The organism is Pseudoalteromonas sp. 68 DY56-GL68 (assembly GCF_041414825.1).
GTDB lineage: Bacteria > Pseudomonadota > Gammaproteobacteria > Enterobacterales > Alteromonadaceae > Pseudoalteromonas.
Window position 1 is genome coordinate 265,266 of the sequence record NZ_JAOCZL010000018.1, and the last position, 20,448, is coordinate 285,713.

The window sequence follows — 20,448 nt, forward strand, 5'->3', positions numbered from 1 at the left end:
TTAATTAATGGGTATGCTTAATGATTTGTTCAAGTAAGAGACGATAATTTAATCGCAAAAAAGTGGTATTAATTGCGCCAGATCAAACTTGCCATACGCCCTGTTTCGCCATCGCGGCGGTAAGAGAAAAACTGAGACTTATCACTAACAGTACAGTGCTCGCCACCGAAAATATTTACCACACCTAATTGCATTAATTGCTGGCGAGCAAGTAAATAAATATCAGCTAAATATTTATCACCTCTAGGCGTAAATGCATGTTGATGGTTAGCATTTAGCTCACAAAAGCACGCTTTTACTTCTTGCCCTACTTCAAACTCTGAAGGGCCAATGGCAGGGCCAAACCAAGCAATAATATCGTTTGGCAAGGCTTTAAAATGGGTAAGCGTATTGGCCAATATGCCTTGTGCTAAACCTCGCCAGCCGCCATGTATCGCGGCTATTTCATCACCAGAGGTTGAGCTAAGTAACACAGGTAAGCAATCCGCGGTCATTATCGCAAGCGGCTGTTTTGCTAAACGGGTGTAGAGCGCGTCAGCAGAGCGGACTTGGTTTAAGTCACTGCGTTCATCAATCACCACGACGTCACTGCTATGAATTTGATTTAACCACACAGCAGGATTTGGCAACTGATTTGTTAGCAGCTCTCGATTTGCAAGCACTGCTTGCTCATCATCACCAACATGTAACCCCACATTAAAACTATCAAAGGGTGCAACAGAAACACCGCCTTTGCGGGTGGTACTCAGTGCGCTAATTGTTTTTGGGGCAGTCCATGCTGGTGTGATCATAACGCTTAAAACTCGATATTTGGGTTTGCTTTGGTGTCTGCGCGTAAAGCTTCTGTCATCGCAGCCATATCATCAGGAATCGGTGCCTGCCATGTCATCATCTCGCCAGTGATCGGGTGAGCAATTGACAGCTTAACTGCATGCAATGCTTGGCGCTTAAACTCACGAAGCATTTGAAACAACTCTGGTGTTGCCCCTTTAGGTGGACGTGGACGGCCTCCGTATAATTGATCGCCTACTAGCGGGTGATTCAAATAAGCCATGTGTACACGAATTTGGTGAGTACGACCGGTTTCTAAGCGTAAACGTAAGCGTGTATGTGCTCTAAATTTTTCTGCAACCCGATAGTGAGTAACCGCGGGTTTACCCATCTCATGCACGGCCATATGAGTTCGTTTAGTTGCATGACGACCAATTGGTTTTTCAACCATGCCACCAGCTGTCATTGAACCATTACAAATTGCTTCATATTCACGGGTGAAGTTTTCACGCTTTTGTAAAGCGGATACCAGATGTGTTTGTGCAGGAATTGTCTTTGCTACCACCATTAAACCTGTGGTGTCTTTATCTAAACGGTGCACAATACCAGCACGAGGCACGTTAATGATATCAGGATAATGGTGTAACAATGCATTCAATACGGTGCCATCAGGATTACCCGCACCTGGGTGGACTACTAAACCCATTGGTTTATTGATCACTAAAATATCATCGTCTTCATAAACGATGTTTAATTTGATATTTTGTGCTTCGTACTCACGCGGAGCTTCGATGGTTGTTTCGACACTCACCGTTTCGCCACCGAGTAGTTTTTCACGCGGTGTGTTTAATATTTCACCGTTAACGGTTATTTTATCATCTAAAATCCACGTTTTTATACGTGAACGAGAATAATCAGGGAACAATTGTGCCAATACTTGGTCTAGACGTTTACCGCCAAGGTCTATTGGAACCTCGGCTTGGAGAGAAATTTGCTCTGACATTAGTAACTTTACCCAATTTACCAGTGCAAGCTTTGCTCGACTGGGTTAGAATCGCTTTAATACGTATAGTTTACTCGGTTTTCCTCACTTGGCCTAGCCGAAGACATCAAAGGTAATAAATAAAATGATAAATAAAATAGGGAAACGTGCGTTCGCCATAGTTTTTTCAGTTTCATTACTTGGCTTAGGTGCCTGTTCATCAGCGCCTGATCAAGAAGATATACAACGCGTTCCTAATAAATCTGCGCAAGCTTTATACGAGGATGCAAAAGAAACATTAGACTCAGGTCTTTATGCCCGTGCAATTGAACTTTTAAGCGCAATTGATTCACGCTATCCATTTGGACCTTTGTCAAAACAAGTGCAAATGGACTTAGTGTATGCACATTATCAATCAGGAAATACCGAGCAGGCACTGGCAACTATTGACCGCTTTATTCGCCTTAATCCAAATCACAAAGACTTAGATTACATGTATTACATGCGTGGCTTAGTTAATATTAAAGCGGATGAAAATGCATTTCAGGAATATTTTGGTGTAGACCGCGCTGACAGAGACGCAAATCGTACTCGTGTTGCATTTACTGACTTATCAACACTACTAAAACGCTTCCCTGATAGCGCTTATGCCCCAGAAGCTAAAAAACGTTTGGTATGGCTTTTAAATAAAATGGCTCGCTATGAATTAAAAGTAGCGCAATACTATTATGAACGCGAAGCTTACCTTGCGGCTGCAAACCGTGGTAAATATGTAGTTGAGCATTACTCACAAAGTAGCTACTTAGATCAAGCTCTTGAGATCATGGTAAAAAGCTACGATAAACTTGGCTTACCTGAACTAAGTGAACATGCTAAAGCAACGCGAGAAGCGAATAATCGTTAAAATTGATTGAAAACTAAAAAGGCGCCAAAGGCGCCTTTTTTAATGTTTGCGATCGAATATACCCAAACCACCTCAAGGTGCGAGTTTCAGTTGGAATTAAAAGCGATTTAGCCAAGGCATTGATTGCAAGTAATAGTGGTTCTATTGTTAAAATCAATAACGCAGTATAAATCGCTTTTAAACCAACCCTTTGGGCGCTCACAGGCACTTACTCTCATCGTTGTTACTTCTTAAAAGGGACTACCATTCTTGCAAAGTAACGCCTTGATATTAAGCACCTGTAAAACGCTGAATTCTGCATCTTGAGGTGGCTTGAGTATACTAATTAAATCGCGTCTTCATCTTCTTCAGCAGTACGAATACGAACTACACGCTCAACGTCAGTAACAAAGATTTTACCATCACCAATTTTACCTGTTTGTGACGTTTTAACGATAACGTCAATTGCTCTATCGACATCTTCATCGGCGAGCACGATATCTAATTTTACTTTCGGTAAAAAATCAACCATGTACTCAGCACCACGATAAAGCTCTGTGTGCCCCTTCTGACGACCAAAGCCTTTAACTTCGCTTACCGTCATCCCTGTAATACCCACTTCTGATAATGCTTCTCGAACATCATCAAGCTTAAATGGTTTTATGATTGCTTCAATTTTTTTCATTTTTTGGGTTACTTTTTATTTCTTAATTGCCTCGATTTTAGACAATACCGACTCTGATGGCAAACAAAGCTATGAATTTCGGTGATTAAATCAGCAATCATGATATTATTAAATGAGGCGTTTGATAATAGAGACAACAATGAAATCATCACAACAAGGTTTTACGCTTTTAGAGCTTATGGTCACTATCGCAATAGTGGGTATTATCGCTGTTATAGCATTGTGGGATAGTTCTGATCTACTCGAAAAAGATCGTGCTGAAAGCTATCTTCAAGAATTAAAACGTAATATTAGTTTCGCAAGAGCCAAAGCCACCAGCTCCGACTCTTTAGTTGTTGTGTGCGCAGGAAATACCACTAACATTGAAAATAATAGTCGCGTTACTTGTTCAAACTGGCAGGAAGGCACTGTATTTGTATTTTATGATGCTAACCAAAACGGTGTCTACAACCCTGCTCAAAACGATAAAATTCTCAGAGTAATGAAAGAGCTTCCAACTAGCAGTAGGCTCCAATTTACAGGTGGTAATTCATTAATCTTTGATACAAGCGGGATGATCACAACAACTGCTGGCGCTTTTATCTATTGCCCTTCAAAAGCAGACGGAGATAACAATAAAGAGCTTACCGTAACTCAATCAGGGACTGCTTTATATAATGGAAATACGACTAAAAGCTGTAATTAGGCAACTTATTTGACACCAATAAAGGTACGTGAATATAGTTGAAGAAACTATAATAAATGAGATCTTCACGGATGGAGACAAAAACGTATTGGTGGAAATTAAAAGGCACAACACTTATAGAAAGCTTAGTTGTGTTGTCTATTTTAGCTATTCTTCTTAATATAGCATTGTTTGAATATACCCCTTTGCTTGCCAAAAATCGCCTAGAAAACAAAATGCAAGAGATTAGGCGTGCGCTGGGGATAAGCCGTCATAATGCACAAACTAACGATGCATTCATAACATTTTGTGCTCTAAAAGATAATCACTGTAACAAGGACTACTGGCACAAATCACTCACCGTATTTGTAGATAATAATGAAATTGGTGTACTTGATAGTAACGATACAATCATCCTTGAGCTAGAGGCAGTTAACAGACTTGATCAACTCACCTACCCTCGACATGCTATTACTTTTAGGCCTAATGGTACCCCTATGGGCTTTAATAACGGCACTTTTATCTATTGCCCTGAGTACAAAAAAGCAAGCCTGAAAGGGCTTGCTATTTCGTTAAGTTTTACCGGCCGTACTCGTTTAAAAGATACTGATAAGTGCCAGTTATAGGCTCTTTTTATCGGCCCCAGCACTCTTTCGCATTTGCTGAGCCTTTCGAGGTCTTTAATCCGGTATCTGAGATTGATAAAGAAGTACATTCGGTATCTTGTAGCACAGGTCCCGATGCAGGTGTGGCGGTAAACTCAAATGTCCCCGCATCGTTATCAACAGTCACAGACACCGTATAGAAGTTATTCTCTGTTTTACTTGCAACACCTAAATTAGCCAGCACTGTTGTATATTCCCTATTATCAACAAAGAATTGCTCCTGCTTATTTGCAGCATCTAATAATGCCGTTATAGCTTCTGTCCTGGCTGTGCGTTTGACGTGCTGAAAATAACTAGGCAAGGCAATACTGGCGATAATTCCCAAAATAGCCACTGTTATCATGAGCTCTATCAGTGTAAAGCCAGCGTTCGCTTTATTGACTTTTATCATTTACTTCTCGCTTATAAATATAGGTTTGTTGTGTTTCGAAGCCAAAGCCAACAGGATCTGTATCGCTTACAAGCTTAATTTTACCATCTTCTTGAGTGAGATTTGGCCCGACTATTTTTTTAACTTTGAATGGGTTCTGCTGACCTTTAATACCAGGGCCTATGGTCATAAACTGGCTTTTTTCTTCCACTTTTATATTTGTATCTTTAATTACGTCAGGGTTTTCAGTATCAGATAAGTCATCACAAAAACCATTGTTGTTTCTATCAACACAACTATCACCAACACCAAAGTATAACTGTGGCGTATCTGGTACATCATTTGATGTAGTAAATTTTAATTCGTCATAAACCTTGGTGCCATAATGCAAATGAAATGCATACAGGCCACCTGCCCCACCAGTTAATGAGCACTGGTTTACCGTTTCAGTGGCAGAAGAAGGAGTATAACTTGTAAAATAAGCAACACCACCAATCACCGTGCTAGCAGCCAGTGACTTCTCACCGGCAGCAGGTAAGTTGTAGTACCAACCGTAATACTCAGACAACTCAACTTCAAGCTCTGTAAATTCATCGATATCGTCTAATGCATTACCAAATGGGTCTGAATCCATATTCATTAAGTCTGATTGCGTAATGGCGACGGGGACGTCACTACCTTGGAACGATTGTGTAGTTGTATTGATATCACGGATCATATAAAGCTGATCGTTCGCCGTGGTGGCTGTAGGCTTTGAGCGATTGCCGCTACCAATTAATACCGCATCATACGGAGTGTCCAGACGGGCAATTGTCGATTGGCCATTCACTGTTGTTTTTGTCACTTTGCTGAATACTGTTCTGGCCACTGACGGTTTATAGAAGAAACGACGATCTTGTGTCGATAAAGTATTGCCTAGACTTGCTAGTTTAAAATGAGTCCATGGCTGTTTCGAATCGTTAGGAGTGTTTGAAGGCATATCTACGCGCCAGACATTGCCACCGGTATCAGTGGCGTATAAACGGTCAACGTAGCCATCATAGTCAGAGTCCAGTGTCGTTATGTCAGAAGCTATGCTGTGATTTCCTTGAAAACCATTTTCAGCTGGCGTGAGTGCCCATACCTTTTTACCCGTTTGTGCATCGACAATATAAATACCTCGGCCTTTGCTATCAGCAGTCCGAATGACATTATCTTTATTGGTATCATAACCTGCTCCAAAAACCAGCAATGGACGATCTTCGTACCCTTCTAGATTTATATAGGTCACCGTCGGTTTAGACCAAGATTGGCCAAGCTCTTTAAAATCAGCAGAACCACCCACAATAGGCCCATTCCACATAAGGCTTGGTGAGTCAGGGTTAGTGATATCAAGACCATAATAGTAACTACCGCCGCGTCTAAAGCCAAAGAAGGCCCATACGCGGTCACTACCGTTAACGATCCCATCACCATTTTTATCATCAAAGAACACTGAAATAGGACCATCGACGCCGTACACTTTTGTGTTGGACTGATTGTCTCTTAACGGTTTCACTATTTTATATAAGCTACTTGGCATAAATGCCCAGCTTTCTTTTAGCACGTCATTTTTATCTTGGAAAAGATGCATAAAACCTGCGTTGGTGCCAATTAGAATACGTATATCGTCATTACCATAATCTATTGTCACAGGCTTTGAGTGCAGTGGATCACCGAAAATATCTTGGCGTTGATCAATTGAAGATGCATCTTCATCCTCATTATCAACATCGATTCCCCTTGCCCAATCAATCGTTTTTTGCAATTGAGACTTATCCACTCCAAATGCAGCTGCCGCTTTATCATCTCCGCCAAGTGCATTAGATACATTACTTTTCGTGAAGCTGATTAAAGCTGACGAGCCTGCATCAGTATAAAGTTTTCGACTTGCAAGACTACTCAACAGCAAGTTAACACCGCCACGTTGCACTGTGTTACCGTCAGCTTCTTCGTTATCTGGTAGCCAATATGTACGTGCTTTATTTGATATAAGACCGTCTTCATTTAAAGCTGGTTTACCTGTCGAATCAATAATTTGTTCACCAGACACTTTTAGTTTTTTTAGATTTCCTCGCCAACGAGCACCTGTTTCTGGATAAAACATCGCATAATATATATCTTCACGGCTACGAGTTTGATCAACGTTATTACTCGCGATGGACGGAGAGGTAAAACTATCGTTTACTTCACGAATTTGAGTTATGGTGTTTTTAAGTGCCTGCGATAGCTGCTCAGAGGTGTTGGCATGTAGGTATTGTCCGCCACCTAGCTTTGCAGTCTCTGATAGTAAGCGTTTACCATTATTACTCATACCGCTACCAAAGCCGATTGTGTATACTCGCCCTGTTTCATGAATATCCGGTGTTGAAGGAAATAAATCCACGTCAACATCCTCAGTACCGTGAATTATCTGAGCAAGCTTGTGTAGGTATACACCGGCTATTTTGTCTGTACTAGATAGATATTGATTAAAATGAGTGTTATACAAAGAGCTAATATTACTATTTTGCTCGCCATCTTGGTCAGCAGAAGGATCCCCATCGGTCATATAAATAACGTTAACTGAATTATCACAACGTTTGGCTTCTTCTGTAGTATCAAAAGGTGAGTTATAAGTATAGGTATACCTAGGTCGCCACCACGGTCCTGATTGAACCCTTGTTTCAATAGTTGTGTCACGCTGGGCTTCACTGACGTTTTGTCCATAAAATACGCTTTGCCCTGTAATATAGAGATATGCCTCCCATAATGTCTCCGTTAGGGGCGTACCGCCATCAGCAGGGAGAGCTGAAAGAGTTTGCTTTAAAAGTGATGTCGATGAGCCAATACCTGCGAGCACATAGCCCCCTTCTGTACCATTAAATCTCATCAAGCCAAAATCAATATCGTCATTATCATCAACCAAGCTGGTAATTGCACCCTGTGCAACCCCCAAGCGACTATCAGGACATACTACGTAGCCGGTATAATAGTTATAGCCACAACTGTTACCTGTGGCTGTTGAAAATGCCATACTTCCTGACGTATCAAACACAATCAGAACGCGTGGTCTCTCATCTAAATCTACATTATGGTTAACATAGAGCTCAATATCTTCTGCTTGCACCGACATACCAGATAGCGTTATGAAACCGAGCAGTATACTGCGAGTTAAACATTTAATTTTCATCATAAATCTCCAGTTAACCACCCGAATTCACGTTCGCCATCTCTTGGGCAACACCTGTGACAACGGTTAATGTGTGCTTGCTCTTGGAACCATAAGTAAGGCTTGTGTCAATTTGCACCATATTACAAACAATACCGGGGGTCGGATCAAACTTGCGAGGGCAAAGTAGTGCTGATGGCCCTTTGTTCATATTTTTAAGTGTGCTTGTCTCATTATCAACTTTCTTCATTTTAAAACCCTCAGCGGGTATTTTTGCGGGTTTCAATAAAAATGCACTTTTACCGTCTTCGAGCGCTTCTTTTGCAATAACCTCTTGAACAATACCGATTAGTTTGTTCTCTGCGGCATCCCGCTCTTGAGCCGCATTCGTAATTTTTATGTCAATGCTACTGCTACTCATTAAAGTAACCGCTATTCCAGTTACAGCTACAACCATAATCAAGGCAACAATCAGCACAACACCTTGCTGTTTTTTTATCGATACTAAATGCGCCATAGGTTTGCTCCAACATTATTTAAGCGGATCGTCGTGGTGAACAATGCACGCCTGAAATTATCATTAAATGTAAGCTCTCGCTTATTTGCATCTTCGCCCAACGTGTAGGTTTGATTTTGCAACTTTAGATTTGCATCAGGTATTAACGACCTTGTGAGTAAAAAGACTTGAACGGTTAAAATACTTTGACGATTTTCCCAATCAGAATTAGTCATGTTTTCAATGCTTTTGTAGGTATCAACTCGGCTGTTATTTGTTGTATCTAGGCCAAATACAAAACGTATGTCTTCGACCCCTTCCATAATGGTTTCAGTCACCATTCCTGAGCCAGGTCTTAATCGTTTGCGCATCAGTACAGGTACAGAGACTTGCTGTTCATTGATGGTGAATGTTTGTTCAGAAATATAGTAAACATGGTGACGATAACGCCATACAGTCGCATTACCACTTATGCTAGCAGCATCAACAGGACCCCGACGAAACTCACCTCTATCTTGTTCAGCAATAAAATAGTAAAAATTATTGTTTGTATCAGCAGGTGCTATCTCTAAGCCTTCTAAAAACTTTACTTGCAGAACATCGGTATCTTTTTTTGCATTATTAATGCAGCCTAATGCGGTATTGTCGGTTGTATTTACCGCATAAACAGAGCGAAAGTTAGTAACGGATGCCGCGTCAGGGAAACTGCCGTTATTGAGCCCCCCAAAACAATCGTTACCTGGATTGGTTAAAGTATCCGTATTTTCAGATGTCATTGATTTTTCGTAATATGTTCCCCAAAAACCTATTTGCTCAATGTCACGCTGCATTATATTGATTGCAAGGCGGCCTGTTTCTTGAAGCTCGCCTATTGTCATTGTGTCTCGGGTTGTGACTTTCATGCTCAAATAAGTAAACATGACTCCGCCCAACACAAGGCCACCTATAAACAGTGCAACCATCATTTCGACCAACGTAAAGCCAATATGCTTTTTCATATCAAGACCTTAGATATATATAACTTTCAAGTACAATTAAGCGTCGTTTATCATTCAATGCGCCGCAATCAACCGCTGCTGTATCGCTGTTTGCTTTGATCTCTTGACGTCCTTGCCAACTGATAACCACTTCAATATTAAATTCATTTGCTGTGCCCAGCGACGCTGCATTTATACACACGGTTGCATCGTCTAAAGCGCCGGTATTCTCACGCGCTTGAATAGCTCTCACCCACTGCTGTTTATCAAGTGCTGCCACTTGCTCTGCAGAGCAAGCGTTATTAAAGCACTGTAAATTAGTATTTAATGGTGTGTCACTGGTTAATGTTCCGTTGTAACGACCTGCAAATCCTGCCGTATCGTTTGCACGCATTCGCTGGATAATATCGTTACCCAATGCAATAGCCGCTGCACGCTGCATTGAGTCAAAACTCGCTTGCTTTGCCTTTGCTTGAAGTGCCACAGCCCCGAGTAAACCAAAACTCAAGATCACAAAAGCAATAAGCACTTCGATTAGCGTAAAGCCTTGGGCTTGTGATTTGTTTAACATGATGAATTCAACTCATACTTTTCCATAGATTTAGCATAAGATGGGGTCAGTAAATAGCAATATAAGAATGGATGAACGGTCGTTTTTATTGATAAGCGGTACATTGAGCCAAGCTATTTACCCATAATAGCCTTAACCGTCTTTACTTCACGCCGACTAATGACGAATTTTGTCGACGCACCATCTAGCATCAACGAGTGCACACCATCATCATGAGTCATACTGTAAATTCGGTTTTTATTCACCAATGTATTTCGGTGAATGCGCATTAATTGCGCTGGGTACTGCAGCTCTAGCTGCTTTAAACTTTGCTCGACTAGGGCCTCGCCTCCGTCAAAGGTTAAACGCGTATATTTTTGCTCAGCTGTACAACAAATTATATCTTCAATATGCACTCGCTTAATGACCCCTGCAAGTTGATAGCTAATATAAAGGTCATCACTTTTACTCACTTGGGCACGGTTTAATCTTCTCAGTTGAGACAGCGTTTTCGATAAAGCATCCGCTGTAACAGGTTTTACTAAATAACCATCAACAGCAAGCTCAAAAGCTTCGAGTGCGTGTTCAGGGTGTGCTGTTAAAAACACTACGGCAGGTGGAATAGTAAGCTGTTTCAACACAGCAGCAACGTCCATTCCTGAGCACTTTGGCATATTAATATCTAAGAGTACTAAATCAGGTTGTAACTGTCGGCATAACTTAACTGCCAACTCGCCATTCTCTGCATCGGCTATCACATCATATTGAGGATGTGCTGCGAGTAAGCGTTTTATACGGGCCCGTGCTAGCGGTTCATCATCAACAATTAATGTACTTATCATTGTATTTTTAGCCTTGGTAGCACAAGTTTCACTCTAAATTCCCCCTCTCTTTGAGTGGTCAGTAACTGGGCTTTATAGTTATAAAAAAGCCCTAAACGCTGGCGAATATTTTCAAGCGCCATACCGTTACCACTTGGCGAAGCACCCTTATTTTTGTAAAGAGGATTAGTAATTATAAACGTGTAACTTTTCTCTGAAACATGCATAGAAATATTAATCCTCGCTCCCTTATCTGCCGGCTCGACACCATAGCAAACAGCATTTTCAATCAGGGGCTGAATTGTTAAACAGGGAATACCCAATGCTGGTATTTCATCAGGTAATTGCCAACACACCACTAAGCGCTCACCATAACGCCATTTTTCTAAGCTAATATATTGCTGACATAAGCTTATTTCATCACTTAAACTAATTGCCTTACCGCTTCTCATTGCTGCCTGCGACAAGGCGGCTAGAGCTAAAATAGCCTGCTCAGCCGCATTAGCATCATGGTGGGTCAGTTCTGCCGCGGTATTTAAACTGTTAAATAAAAAATGCGGTCTAATACGTGCCTGTAAAGCATCCAGCTCTGCTTGGATTAACGCTTTTGTCTGCTGCTCTTTTTGATTATGAATAGAAATAAACTGTACAAAAAGCACTGTCACTAAAAAGATAATCAGCATATTGCTTGCTAAAAAATGAGCTAGGGAGTCAACCTGATAAAGCCCATCAAAAAGACTGAGTACAAGAAAGCTGTACAAGCTTGTTAGTAAAAGAAGTAAGGAACTTAAAACAATGACTTGCCATGCATTAGATAATCTAACGAGCTGCCCTCTCGATAAATAAAGCACGGCAACGCTAGTCAGAAAAACAAGGTGTAAAAAGAAACTAAAAACAGCTAGGCGAAGCCATACATCGCCATAACTGGCAGGCGAAAAAGCCAATAAAACAGCAATAGTTTGGCTAACAACAAGGGTTGCGAGTACCCCTCTGGATTGAAAAAGAGCCTCAATCAGCAAACCGTTTTTAGTTGGCTGTTTGCTCATGGGCTCTCCTATTTTTTGTTCACAGTTATCCGCTTAGATTAGCGTAGCTCAACAGGAACGGCAAATACTATATTTTCTTCTTCACCAGGGTTTTCAACAACTTGATTACCGCCTAATTCTTTCAGGCGCGCAATAACTTGCTGAACCAGAACCTCGGGTGCAGATGCGCCGGCAGTAACACCCACCGCATTGACATTGTCGAACCAATCCGCTTCAACGTTACTTGCATCATCAATCAAATGCGCCTTCGTGCCCATTTTATCAGCAAGCTCGCGTAGACGGTTTGAGTTAGAGCTATTTTTTGCTCCCACAACAAGTAATACATCCACTTTATCCGCTAAATCACGGACTGCGTCTTGGCGGTTTTGCGTTGCGTAACAAATATCATCTTTGCGTGGGCCATCAATGGCTGGAAACTTAGCACGTAGTGCATCAATCACATCAGCTGTATCATCTACAGATAATGTCGTTTGGCTACAGTAAAATAAGTTTTCAGGGTTTTTAACGCTCAGCTTTTCGACATCTTCAGGGGTTTCTACTAAGTAAATACCACCCGCTTCGTTGTCATACTGTCCCATGGTGCCTTCAACTTCAGGGTGCCCATGGTGGCCAATCAACACACACTCTATGCCTTTTTTACTCGCACGAGTTACTTCCATATGAACTTTAGTGACCAGCGGACAGGTTGCATCAAACACTTTTAATTCACGGCGTTTTGCTTCGTTGCGAACAGCTTGCGATACACCATGGGCACTAAAAATAACAATGCTATCGTCAGGCACTTGGTCAAGCTCTTCAACAAAAACAGCGCCACGATTTTTTAAACCATCAACCACATAACGATTATGCACAACTTCGTGGCGAACATAGATAGGCTTTTCGAAGATATCGAGTGCACGCTCAACAATACTAATTGCGCGGTCAACACCCGCGCAAAAACCGCGCGGATTGGCTAATAAAATATCCATCAGCCCGCTACCTCTAAAATCTCAACCTCAAAAGTCAAACGTTGACCTGCCAAAGGATGGTTAAAATCAATCGTTACAGACTCACCTTGTACTTCACGAACAAGACCAGGTAATTCAGTACCGTCTGGCTGAGTAAACGCGATTATATTGCCAACTTCAGCTGGCGTATCTGCGCCAAACTTACTGCGGTCAACATAATAAATGTTATCAGGATTAGGTTGACCAAATGCATCCTCTGGCTCAAGTTCAAAAGATTTATTGTCACCTGCCGCTAAACCTAACAAACATTTTTCAAAGTTCTCTGTTAGGCTTCCGTCACCCATTCGCAATTTAGCTGGTTTATTATGAACTTTAGTAGAATCGGCTGCTGAGCCATCTTCTAATTTAATTGAGAAATGAAAGATCACTTCAGAGTTATTACCAATTACTGCTTGGCTCATGCTTTTTGCTCCTTAGGACTTTCGCCTGTAAAGGCATCAAATAAAAGTAATGCGGCACCAATACAAATGGCACAATCAGCAATATTAAAAACAGGAAAGTGCCAGTTTTCATAATAGACGTGCAAGAAGTCAATGACATAACCATAAGCAATACGGTCGTATAAATTGCCAATAGCCCCTGCTAACACCAATGCATAAGCTGAGCACAATACCTTGTTTGTCGCTGGTAAGCGTTTAAGCCACCACACTAAAAGTACACTGATCGACACAGCAATCAGACTAAAAAACCAGCGCTGCCAACCTCCAGAGTCACTTAAAAAGCTGAAGGCTGCACCATAATTATGTACATAAGTGAAATTAAAAAAAGGCAGAATATCTATCGACTCTTTGTAGGCCATGGTATTAACGACAAGTGTTTTTGTCGCGTGGTCTACTACTAAAAGTAGTAGACTCAGCCATAACCAAACCAAGCCACTTTTTCCGGCTAGTTTGCTCACTAACAACTCCTATGCGAACTGACGCTGTTCACCATCGCCGTCAACATTGCTTACACAACGGCCACAGATTTCAGGATGAGCAGGGTTAGCACCTACATCATCACAGTAATGCCAACAACGCTCACATTTTTCAGCGGTTGTTGCAGCAACTTTAATGAATAGGCCATCAATCTCAGTCGCCTGAGTACCTTCAGGCTGCGCTGTTACAGTTTCAACGGTTACGCCTGACGTTAATAATACAAAGCGAAGTTCATCACCTAACGCAGCTAGTTTAGAGCTTAGCTCTTCACTTGCGTAGATGCTTACGTTTGCTTGTAAAGTTGCACCAATAACGTCTTCTTTACGAGCGGCCTCTAATACACGGTTAACTTCATCACGCACATTAAGGATTGTTAACCAATCATCGTTGCTGAACTTACCCTGCGAAGAGGCTTTTAAGCCATCGTACCACACTGAAGTGAATACAAACTTGTCACGCTCGCCTGGTAATGCTTCCCAAATTTCTTGCGCGGTGAAGCTTAAAATCGGCGCCATCCAACGCGTCATTGCCTCAGCAATATGGTAAAGCGCAGTTTGACATGAACGACGCGCATGGCTGTCGCTTTTCGCTGTGTACTGACGGTCTTTAATAACGTCTAGGTAGAACGAACCAAGCTCACCAGTACAGAAGTTCATTAGCTTTTGCGTTACAAGCAACATTTGATACTTATCGTAAGCTGCTAAAATTTCATCTTGAAGTTCAGCTGCACGGCCCACAATCCAACGGTCAAGCTCAACCATATCTTCAATAGCAACTTGATCCGTTTTAGGATCAAAACCATTTAAGTTCGCAAGTAAATAACGGCTCGTGTTACGAATACGGCGGTAACGATCAGCAGAACGTTTAAAGATTTCATCAGATACAGTCATTTCTGCTGTAAAGTCAGTTGATGCAACCCATAAACGTAAGATGTCAGCACCTAGTTTGTTCATCACGTTTTGTGGCGAAATTACGTTGCCTAGTGATTTAGACATCTTACGGCCGTTTTCATCAACCGTAAAACCATGTGTTAGTACTTGCTTGTAAGGCGCATGACCATTGATAGCAACCGATGTCATCATTGACGACATAAACCAACCACGGTGTTGGTCAGAACCTTCTAAGTAAAGATCAGCAGGACCGGTTAAATCTTCACGTGCATCAACCACACATGCGTGAGTCACACCAGAGTCGAACCATACATCTAGCGTATCTTGTACTTTCATGTACTGCTCAGCGTCATCGCCAAGTAAAGTAGCAGGGTCTAAGTCATACCAAGCTTGAATACCTGATTTTTCAACTAACTTCGCAGCTTCTTCGATCAGCTCTTGGGTATTTGGGTGAAGCGCACCTGTGTCTTTATCAACGAATAAAGCAATTGGTACACCCCATGTACGTTGACGTGAAATACACCAATCAGGACGGCCTTCAACCATATTTGCAATGCGGCTTTCGCCCCACTCTGGTAACCACTCAGTCTTTTTGATTTCGTTTAATGAATCTTGACGAAGGTTAGCTTGGTCCATACTTACGAACCACTGTGGCGTAGCACGGAAGATAATGGGTGTTTTATGACGCCAACAATGTGGGTAGCTGTGCGTAAGCGCATGGTGATGCAATAACGCATTGTTTTCAGTTAATACGTCAATGACACTCGCATTTGCTTTAAATACGTGCTGACCAGCAAACATTGGTGTGTCAGGTAAGTAAACACCGTTAGCACCAACAGGGTTAGCTACTTCTAAACCATAAGCAAGACCTGCCGCGAAATCTTCTTGACCGTGACCAGGCGCAGTATGAACAACACCCGTACCAGAATCAGTCGTTACGTGATCAGCAACAATAACTGGCACTGTGAAGTCATAAAATGGGTGAGCAACCTGTAAATTCTCAAGTGCAGCACCTTTCACATAGCCAAGTACGTGATAATGCTTAAATCCATAACGGTCCATGGCATCTTTAACTAGCTCAGAACCTAAAATTAGACGCTGCTGTGCACCTTCATCGTCAACTTGAACAAGGGCATACTCAAGTTTTTCATGAACCGCTACTGCACGGTTAGCAGGAAGTGTCCACGGTGTTGTTGTCCAGATTGCTGTGCTAACAGCACCAGTGCCTTGATGACCATCTGCTAATTCAAACGCATTAATAACTGCATCTTGATCAGCAAACTCAAAACGTACATCAATTGCTGGCGACTGTTTATCTTGATATTCAACTTCTGCTTCAGCAAGTGCTGAACCACAGTCTGTACACCAGTGAACAGGCTTAGCACCTTTGTGTAAATGACCATTTTTAATGATGCGACCAAGCACGCGAATCGCATTCGCTTCAAAGTCAAAGTTCATTGTTAAGTAAGGCTTGTCCCAGTCACCAAATACGCCTAAGCGTTTAAAGTCTGTTTTTTGACCTTCAACTTGCTTTTTTGCATATTCGCGACATTTTTCACGGAACTCAGCAGCAGACACTTTCACGCCAGGCTTACCGACTTTCTTTTCAACCATTAACTCAATTGGTAAACCGTGACAGTCCCAACCAGGCACATAAGGTGCATCAAAGTCAGACAGGGTTTTTGACTTAACAATAATATCTTTAAGAATTTTGTTTACCGAGTGGCCTAAATGGATATCACCGTTTGCATACGGAGGGCCGTCATGCAAAATGAAGGTTTTCTTACCTTTTTTAGCGCTGCGAATTTGACCGTAAAGGTCGTCTTCATACCATGTCTTAAGCATCTTTGGTTCACGTTGTGCCAAATTGCCGCGCATTGGAAACGCTGTTTCCGGTAAATTCAAAGTATGTTTGTAGTCGCTCATTAATCCTACTTTCCGTATCGGCTACCTAGTTTAAACCAAAACACTGCTTCGCGGCGGTTACATCATCTGCAATCTGCGCCGTCAGTTGTGTTAATGTCTCGAATTTTTTCTCATCGCGGAGCTTCTTAATCAGCTCCACGTGCATAAATTGTCCGTAAATATCTTGCGCAAAGTCGAAAAGATGAACTTCTAACAATGCGCGTGTTCCATTAAATGTGGGTTTGTTGCCAATATTTGCAACCCCAAATAATTCTTTATTGCCAACTATTGCACGTACCGCAAACACCCCGTTTACTGGGCATACTTGACGTTTTAATGCAATATTGGCTGTTCTAAAGCCTAGTTCACGACCTTTTGCCCAGCCATGAATCACACGCCCAGAAATCGCATAACCATGACCTAACATGGTTTTTGCGTCTTCTAATTGCCCTGCGGCAAGCGCATGGCGAATAAGGGTACTGCTTACTCTATCATTAAGTCTGCGAAAACTAGCCGTACTTTTCACATCCATGTTTAGCTCAGTGCCCATGCTTTTCAGTAGTGAAAAATCACCGCGGCGACGCTTACCAAAACAAAAATCATCACCCACAGTCAGTGCTTTAACACCTAATTTTTCAACTAAAACTTGGCTGACAAATTGCTCAGCTTCCATATTGGCAAACTGCTGATTAAAACTAATGCAAATCACCCGTTCAACACCCAGCTTTGCTAGTAAGCTGAGCTTATCACGAAGTCGTGTCAAACGTGCAGGCGCGTTGTCTTTAGCAAAAAACTCTTGTGGCTGAGGCTCAAATAACATCACAGTACTTGGCAATTGATGTTTCTGTGCGTCTTGTAGCAAGCCTTTTATCACTTCTGCATGACCTAAATGCACGCCATCAAAATTACCAATAGTCAACACACAACCAAAATGCTGCGCGCGTATATTGTGAATACCTCTAATTAACTCCATGCCACCTTTTTGCCTTTATCAGCGAGCCCAAACACAGATATCGGGCGTGAAACGCCGATTATAATCTTTTTTTTAGTTCGATTCAGTAGTTGCAACACTTTTTATCGTATTTAGTCGAATTCCCATTACAAACAAAGACGAAAAGTATACGAATGCGGCTAACACGAGTAACCCTGCAAGTAACGAAACTTGCTCCATAAAGTGCCAAGTTTGCCAAGCAACGAGCTGTCCAACATACCAAACTACCGCTGCCATAAACACACTAGAAAACAAACATTTAAAACTAAATTTAAGGCTCATGCCTGAAAACTGATAAACACCTTCTTTGTGCAACTGACGATACAGCAAATACGCATTACAGCTTGCCGACATAGACGTGGCAAGTGCCAACCCTAAATAACCAATAAACGGCGCTAGCATAATATTAAAGACCATATTAAGCACTAACGTTTTAATACCAATTTTAACAGGCGTTTTCGTGTCCTGACGCGAATAGAAACCAGGTGCTAACACCTTAATCAGCATAAAACTAACTAAACCAACCGAATAAGCCATTACGCCATAACTTACCGCTTGAACATGATCTATCTCACCATTTTGAAATGCGCCATGATCGAAAAGTACGGTGATGATTAATGGGCTTATAACCATCAAGCCAAACATGGCGGGTAAGCCTAAAAAGATGACAAAGCGCACTCCCCAATCTAGCGTGTGCTGAAAATCACGTGTGCTTTTCGTACTATGGAGTTTAGATAGTGCAGGTAAAATTACCGTCGCAATACCAATGCCGAATAGGCCAAGAGGAAACTCAATCAACCTGTCAGAATAGTAGAGCCACGCAATGGAACCCGTCATTAACATTGAAGCTATCATGGTATCAAGCAACAAGTTTATTTGACTAATCGAGACGCCAAATAACGCTGGCAGCATTAGTTTTCGTACTTTTTTTACGTTTTCATCTTGCCAAGCCCATTGAGGACGGCTCAGCATACGGGCACGATACAAAAACGGTAACTGAAACAATAACTGCACTACACCACCAACAAACACGCCTATAGCAAGTGCATATGCGCCCACTGAAAACTGATCATGCAGAAAAATAGCGCAAGTAATTATGGATATATTTAAAAGTACTGGGGTAAACGCAGCGACCGCAAAACGATTGTATACATTCATCACGGCACCGCTCAGAGCAACTAAACTAACAAAAAACAAATATGGAAAAGTTAGTTTAAGAAGCGCGCTTGCCAGCTCGAACTTTCCGGCATCTTCTCCCCCTTGCCACCAATCTATAAACCAGCCGGTGCCAAATAGTGCGGCAATCACTGGCGAGGCAATCACACCAAATAATGTTACAACGAGCAAAATTGTCCCTAGGGTGCCGGCTGCTTGAGCTACAAATAATCTTACTTTATCATCACCCTGCTGCTCTTTAATATCAGACAAAACAGGTACAAACGCTTGTGCAAATGCCCCTTCAGCAAATAGACGGCGCAAAAAGTTAGGAATTCGGTTAGCAAATAAAAACACATCAGCAGCTGCACTTGCCCCCAATAAATTGGCTACAACTGCATCACGTACTAGTCCTAAAATACGCGAGATCATCGTCATTGCACTGACAATCATCCCAGAACGAAATAATCCTTTTGCCACCTTAAACCCATTATCAAAAAACCTCTAAGATGGGCGATTATGCCTAAAATATCTTTAAAGCACTAGGCTCGAACCCGACCCTTTGTTACAATGGCGATATTAACTGCTAAAGCGGCAAATTGATGTTCGTTATAAGGAGCAGTTTTTCTTGAGATGTCAAAATTTCGTTGACATTCATGATAAAAACAGGCATATTCCACGGCCTTTAAATTAAGCTTATTTTAAGATTGTTAGGAGCAAACCTTGGCTAACATCAAGTCTGCAAAAAAACGCGCTATTACGAGCGAAAAAAATCGTCAACATAACGCAAGCCGTCGTTCAATGATGCGTACTTACTTCAAAAAAGTAGTTGCTGCAATTGAAGCGGGCGACAAAGAAGCTGCACAAGCGGCATTCGCTGTTGCAACACCTATCCTAGACCGTTACGCAACTAAAGGTCTAATCCACAAGAACAAAGCAGCTCGTCATAAGAGCCGTTTAGCAGCTAAAATCAAAGCGCTATAATTTGTTTTTGATGAATATAAAAAAACCGGCCTACGCCGGTTTTTTTTTGTCTAAATTTTAGTGCCTAGTGTAAATACTCAGCCACTAAACAATTTCTAGATCTGGGTAGAATTTTTTCAACATAGCCGCAATCTTTTTAGGGGTGAATGGCTTAACAACAAAACCCTTAGCGCCTTTCTCAATTGCTTCTTTTACATTTTCAACAGTAGAATGAGCTGACACCATCACTACATTCGCTTCGGGCGATATTTCATTAATTTGTGAAATAATCTCCTTGCCGTCACCATCGGGTAGCTCTATATCTAAGAAGATAATATTGAACTCTTTTTCTTTGCATGCACTCAAGCACTGTGCAGCTGTTGAAGCCTCTCGCACATTATCAATTCCTAAGTGCATTAGCGTTTGACTTAAAAAACTGCGGACAGTCCCCACATCGTCCACAATTAAAATTGAAAGCTGCGTATCCATACTATTCCTCTTAATATTTAAAGATAAACACTAATTGCATGTTGAAATGCAC

At 41.7% G+C, this 20,448-nt stretch carries 21 protein-coding genes; 4 read left to right on the plus strand and 17 right to left on the minus strand.

Annotated features, from left to right (window positions below; all coding sequences use genetic code 11):
- Nucleotides 1–68: 68 nt before the first annotated feature.
- Both pgeF and rluD read right to left on the minus strand, forming a co-directional pair.
- Nucleotides 69–791, minus strand: a complete 723-nt coding sequence (gene pgeF, locus NYF15_RS09690) for a peptidoglycan editing factor PgeF (RefSeq protein ID WP_371353422.1) — start codon at nt 789–791, stop codon at nt 69–71.
- Between the two features lie 5 nt (nt 792–796).
- Entirely contained in the window at nt 797–1,774 is a 978-nt protein-coding gene (rluD, locus tag NYF15_RS09695) for a 23S rRNA pseudouridine(1911/1915/1917) synthase RluD (protein ID WP_130151256.1), read from the minus strand.
- 124 nt (nt 1,775–1,898) lie between these two features.
- Between rluD and NYF15_RS09700 the strand changes: the two genes are divergently transcribed.
- On the plus strand, nt 1,899–2,657 hold the full coding sequence (locus tag NYF15_RS09700) for an outer membrane protein assembly factor BamD (RefSeq protein ID WP_130151255.1): 759 nt from the start codon (nt 1,899–1,901) through the stop codon (nt 2,655–2,657).
- Between the two features lie 325 nt (nt 2,658–2,982).
- On the opposite strand, the gene glnB is transcribed toward NYF15_RS09700, so the two are convergent.
- Complete coding sequence (gene glnB / locus NYF15_RS09705; RefSeq protein WP_062570524.1) at nt 2,983–3,321, minus strand: nitrogen regulatory protein P-II; 339 nt, start codon at nt 3,319–3,321, stop codon at nt 2,983–2,985.
- Between the two features lie 139 nt (nt 3,322–3,460).
- Between glnB and NYF15_RS09710 the strand changes: the two genes are divergently transcribed.
- Together NYF15_RS09710 and NYF15_RS09715 are read left to right on the plus strand one after the other, a co-directional pair.
- Entirely contained in the window at nt 3,461–4,006 is a 546-nt protein-coding gene (locus NYF15_RS09710) for a GspH/FimT family pseudopilin (RefSeq protein ID WP_371353423.1), read from the plus strand.
- Between the two features lie 71 nt (nt 4,007–4,077).
- Complete coding sequence (locus tag NYF15_RS09715; RefSeq protein ID WP_165381489.1) at nt 4,078–4,611, plus strand: GspH/FimT family pseudopilin; 534 nt, start codon at nt 4,078–4,080, stop codon at nt 4,609–4,611.
- A 7-nt stretch (nt 4,612–4,618) separates the two neighbouring features.
- Here NYF15_RS09715 and NYF15_RS09720 read toward each other — a convergent pair whose 3' ends face one another.
- From NYF15_RS09720 to murJ, 13 genes are all read right to left on the minus strand, one after another.
- Complete coding sequence (locus tag NYF15_RS09720; RefSeq protein ID WP_237119460.1) at nt 4,619–5,041, minus strand: type IV pilin protein; 423 nt, start codon at nt 5,039–5,041, stop codon at nt 4,619–4,621.
- Complete coding sequence (locus NYF15_RS09725; protein ID WP_371353617.1) at nt 5,025–8,210, minus strand: pilus assembly protein; 3,186 nt, start codon at nt 8,208–8,210, stop codon at nt 5,025–5,027. Before NYF15_RS09725 ends, NYF15_RS09720 begins: the two co-directional genes overlap by 17 nt.
- Before the next feature lie 13 nt (nt 8,211–8,223).
- Complete coding sequence (locus NYF15_RS09730; RefSeq protein ID WP_371353424.1) at nt 8,224–8,706, minus strand: pilus assembly protein PilX; 483 nt, start codon at nt 8,704–8,706, stop codon at nt 8,224–8,226.
- Nucleotides 8,694–9,683, minus strand: coding sequence for a PilW family protein (locus tag NYF15_RS09735; RefSeq protein ID WP_371353425.1), 990 nt, complete (start codon nt 9,681–9,683; stop codon nt 8,694–8,696). Before NYF15_RS09735 ends, NYF15_RS09730 begins: the two co-directional genes overlap by 13 nt.
- 1 nt (nt 9,684) lies before the next feature.
- Nucleotides 9,685–10,233: a type IV pilus modification protein PilV gene (pilV, locus tag NYF15_RS09740; RefSeq protein ID WP_130151248.1), complete on the minus strand. Its 549-nt coding sequence runs from the start codon at nt 10,231–10,233 to the stop codon at nt 9,685–9,687.
- A 113-nt stretch (nt 10,234–10,346) separates the two neighbouring features.
- Entirely contained in the window at nt 10,347–11,054 is a 708-nt protein-coding gene (locus NYF15_RS09745; protein ID WP_371353426.1) for a LytR/AlgR family response regulator transcription factor, read from the minus strand.
- Entirely contained in the window at nt 11,051–12,079 is a 1,029-nt protein-coding gene (locus NYF15_RS09750) for a sensor histidine kinase (protein ID WP_371353427.1), read from the minus strand. The genes NYF15_RS09745 and NYF15_RS09750 overlap by 4 nt, the downstream gene beginning before the upstream one ends.
- A gap of 38 nt (nt 12,080–12,117) precedes the next feature.
- Nucleotides 12,118–13,047: a 4-hydroxy-3-methylbut-2-enyl diphosphate reductase gene (ispH, locus tag NYF15_RS09755; RefSeq protein WP_130151246.1), complete on the minus strand. Its 930-nt coding sequence runs from the start codon at nt 13,045–13,047 to the stop codon at nt 12,118–12,120.
- Nucleotides 13,047–13,487, minus strand: a complete 441-nt coding sequence (gene fkpB / locus NYF15_RS09760; protein WP_062570514.1) for an FKBP-type peptidyl-prolyl cis-trans isomerase — start codon at nt 13,485–13,487, stop codon at nt 13,047–13,049. Before fkpB ends, ispH begins: the two co-directional genes overlap by 1 nt.
- Nucleotides 13,484–13,984 (minus strand): signal peptidase II, encoded by a 501-nt coding sequence (gene lspA / locus NYF15_RS09765; protein ID WP_062570513.1) that lies wholly within the window; start codon nt 13,982–13,984, stop codon nt 13,484–13,486. Before lspA ends, fkpB begins: the two co-directional genes overlap by 4 nt.
- A gap of 9 nt (nt 13,985–13,993) precedes the next feature.
- Complete coding sequence (ileS, locus tag NYF15_RS09770) at nt 13,994–16,819, minus strand: isoleucine--tRNA ligase (RefSeq protein WP_371353428.1); 2,826 nt, start codon at nt 16,817–16,819, stop codon at nt 13,994–13,996.
- 25 nt (nt 16,820–16,844) lie between these two features.
- Nucleotides 16,845–17,771, minus strand: coding sequence for a bifunctional riboflavin kinase/FAD synthetase (gene ribF / locus NYF15_RS09775; protein WP_130151244.1), 927 nt, complete (start codon nt 17,769–17,771; stop codon nt 16,845–16,847).
- A gap of 72 nt (nt 17,772–17,843) precedes the next feature.
- On the minus strand, nt 17,844–19,424 hold the full coding sequence (gene murJ / locus NYF15_RS09780; RefSeq protein ID WP_346729903.1) for a murein biosynthesis integral membrane protein MurJ: 1,581 nt from the start codon (nt 19,422–19,424) through the stop codon (nt 17,844–17,846).
- A gap of 243 nt (nt 19,425–19,667) precedes the next feature.
- On the opposite strand from murJ, the gene rpsT reads away from it, so the two are divergent.
- Entirely contained in the window at nt 19,668–19,928 is a 261-nt protein-coding gene (gene rpsT / locus NYF15_RS09785) for a 30S ribosomal protein S20 (protein WP_036967030.1), read from the plus strand.
- A gap of 84 nt (nt 19,929–20,012) precedes the next feature.
- Here the strand turns inward: rpsT and NYF15_RS09790 are convergent, their stop codons facing one another.
- Nucleotides 20,013–20,396, minus strand: coding sequence for a response regulator (locus NYF15_RS09790; protein ID WP_130151243.1), 384 nt, complete (start codon nt 20,394–20,396; stop codon nt 20,013–20,015).
- Between the last annotated feature and the right edge of the window lie 52 nt (nt 20,397–20,448).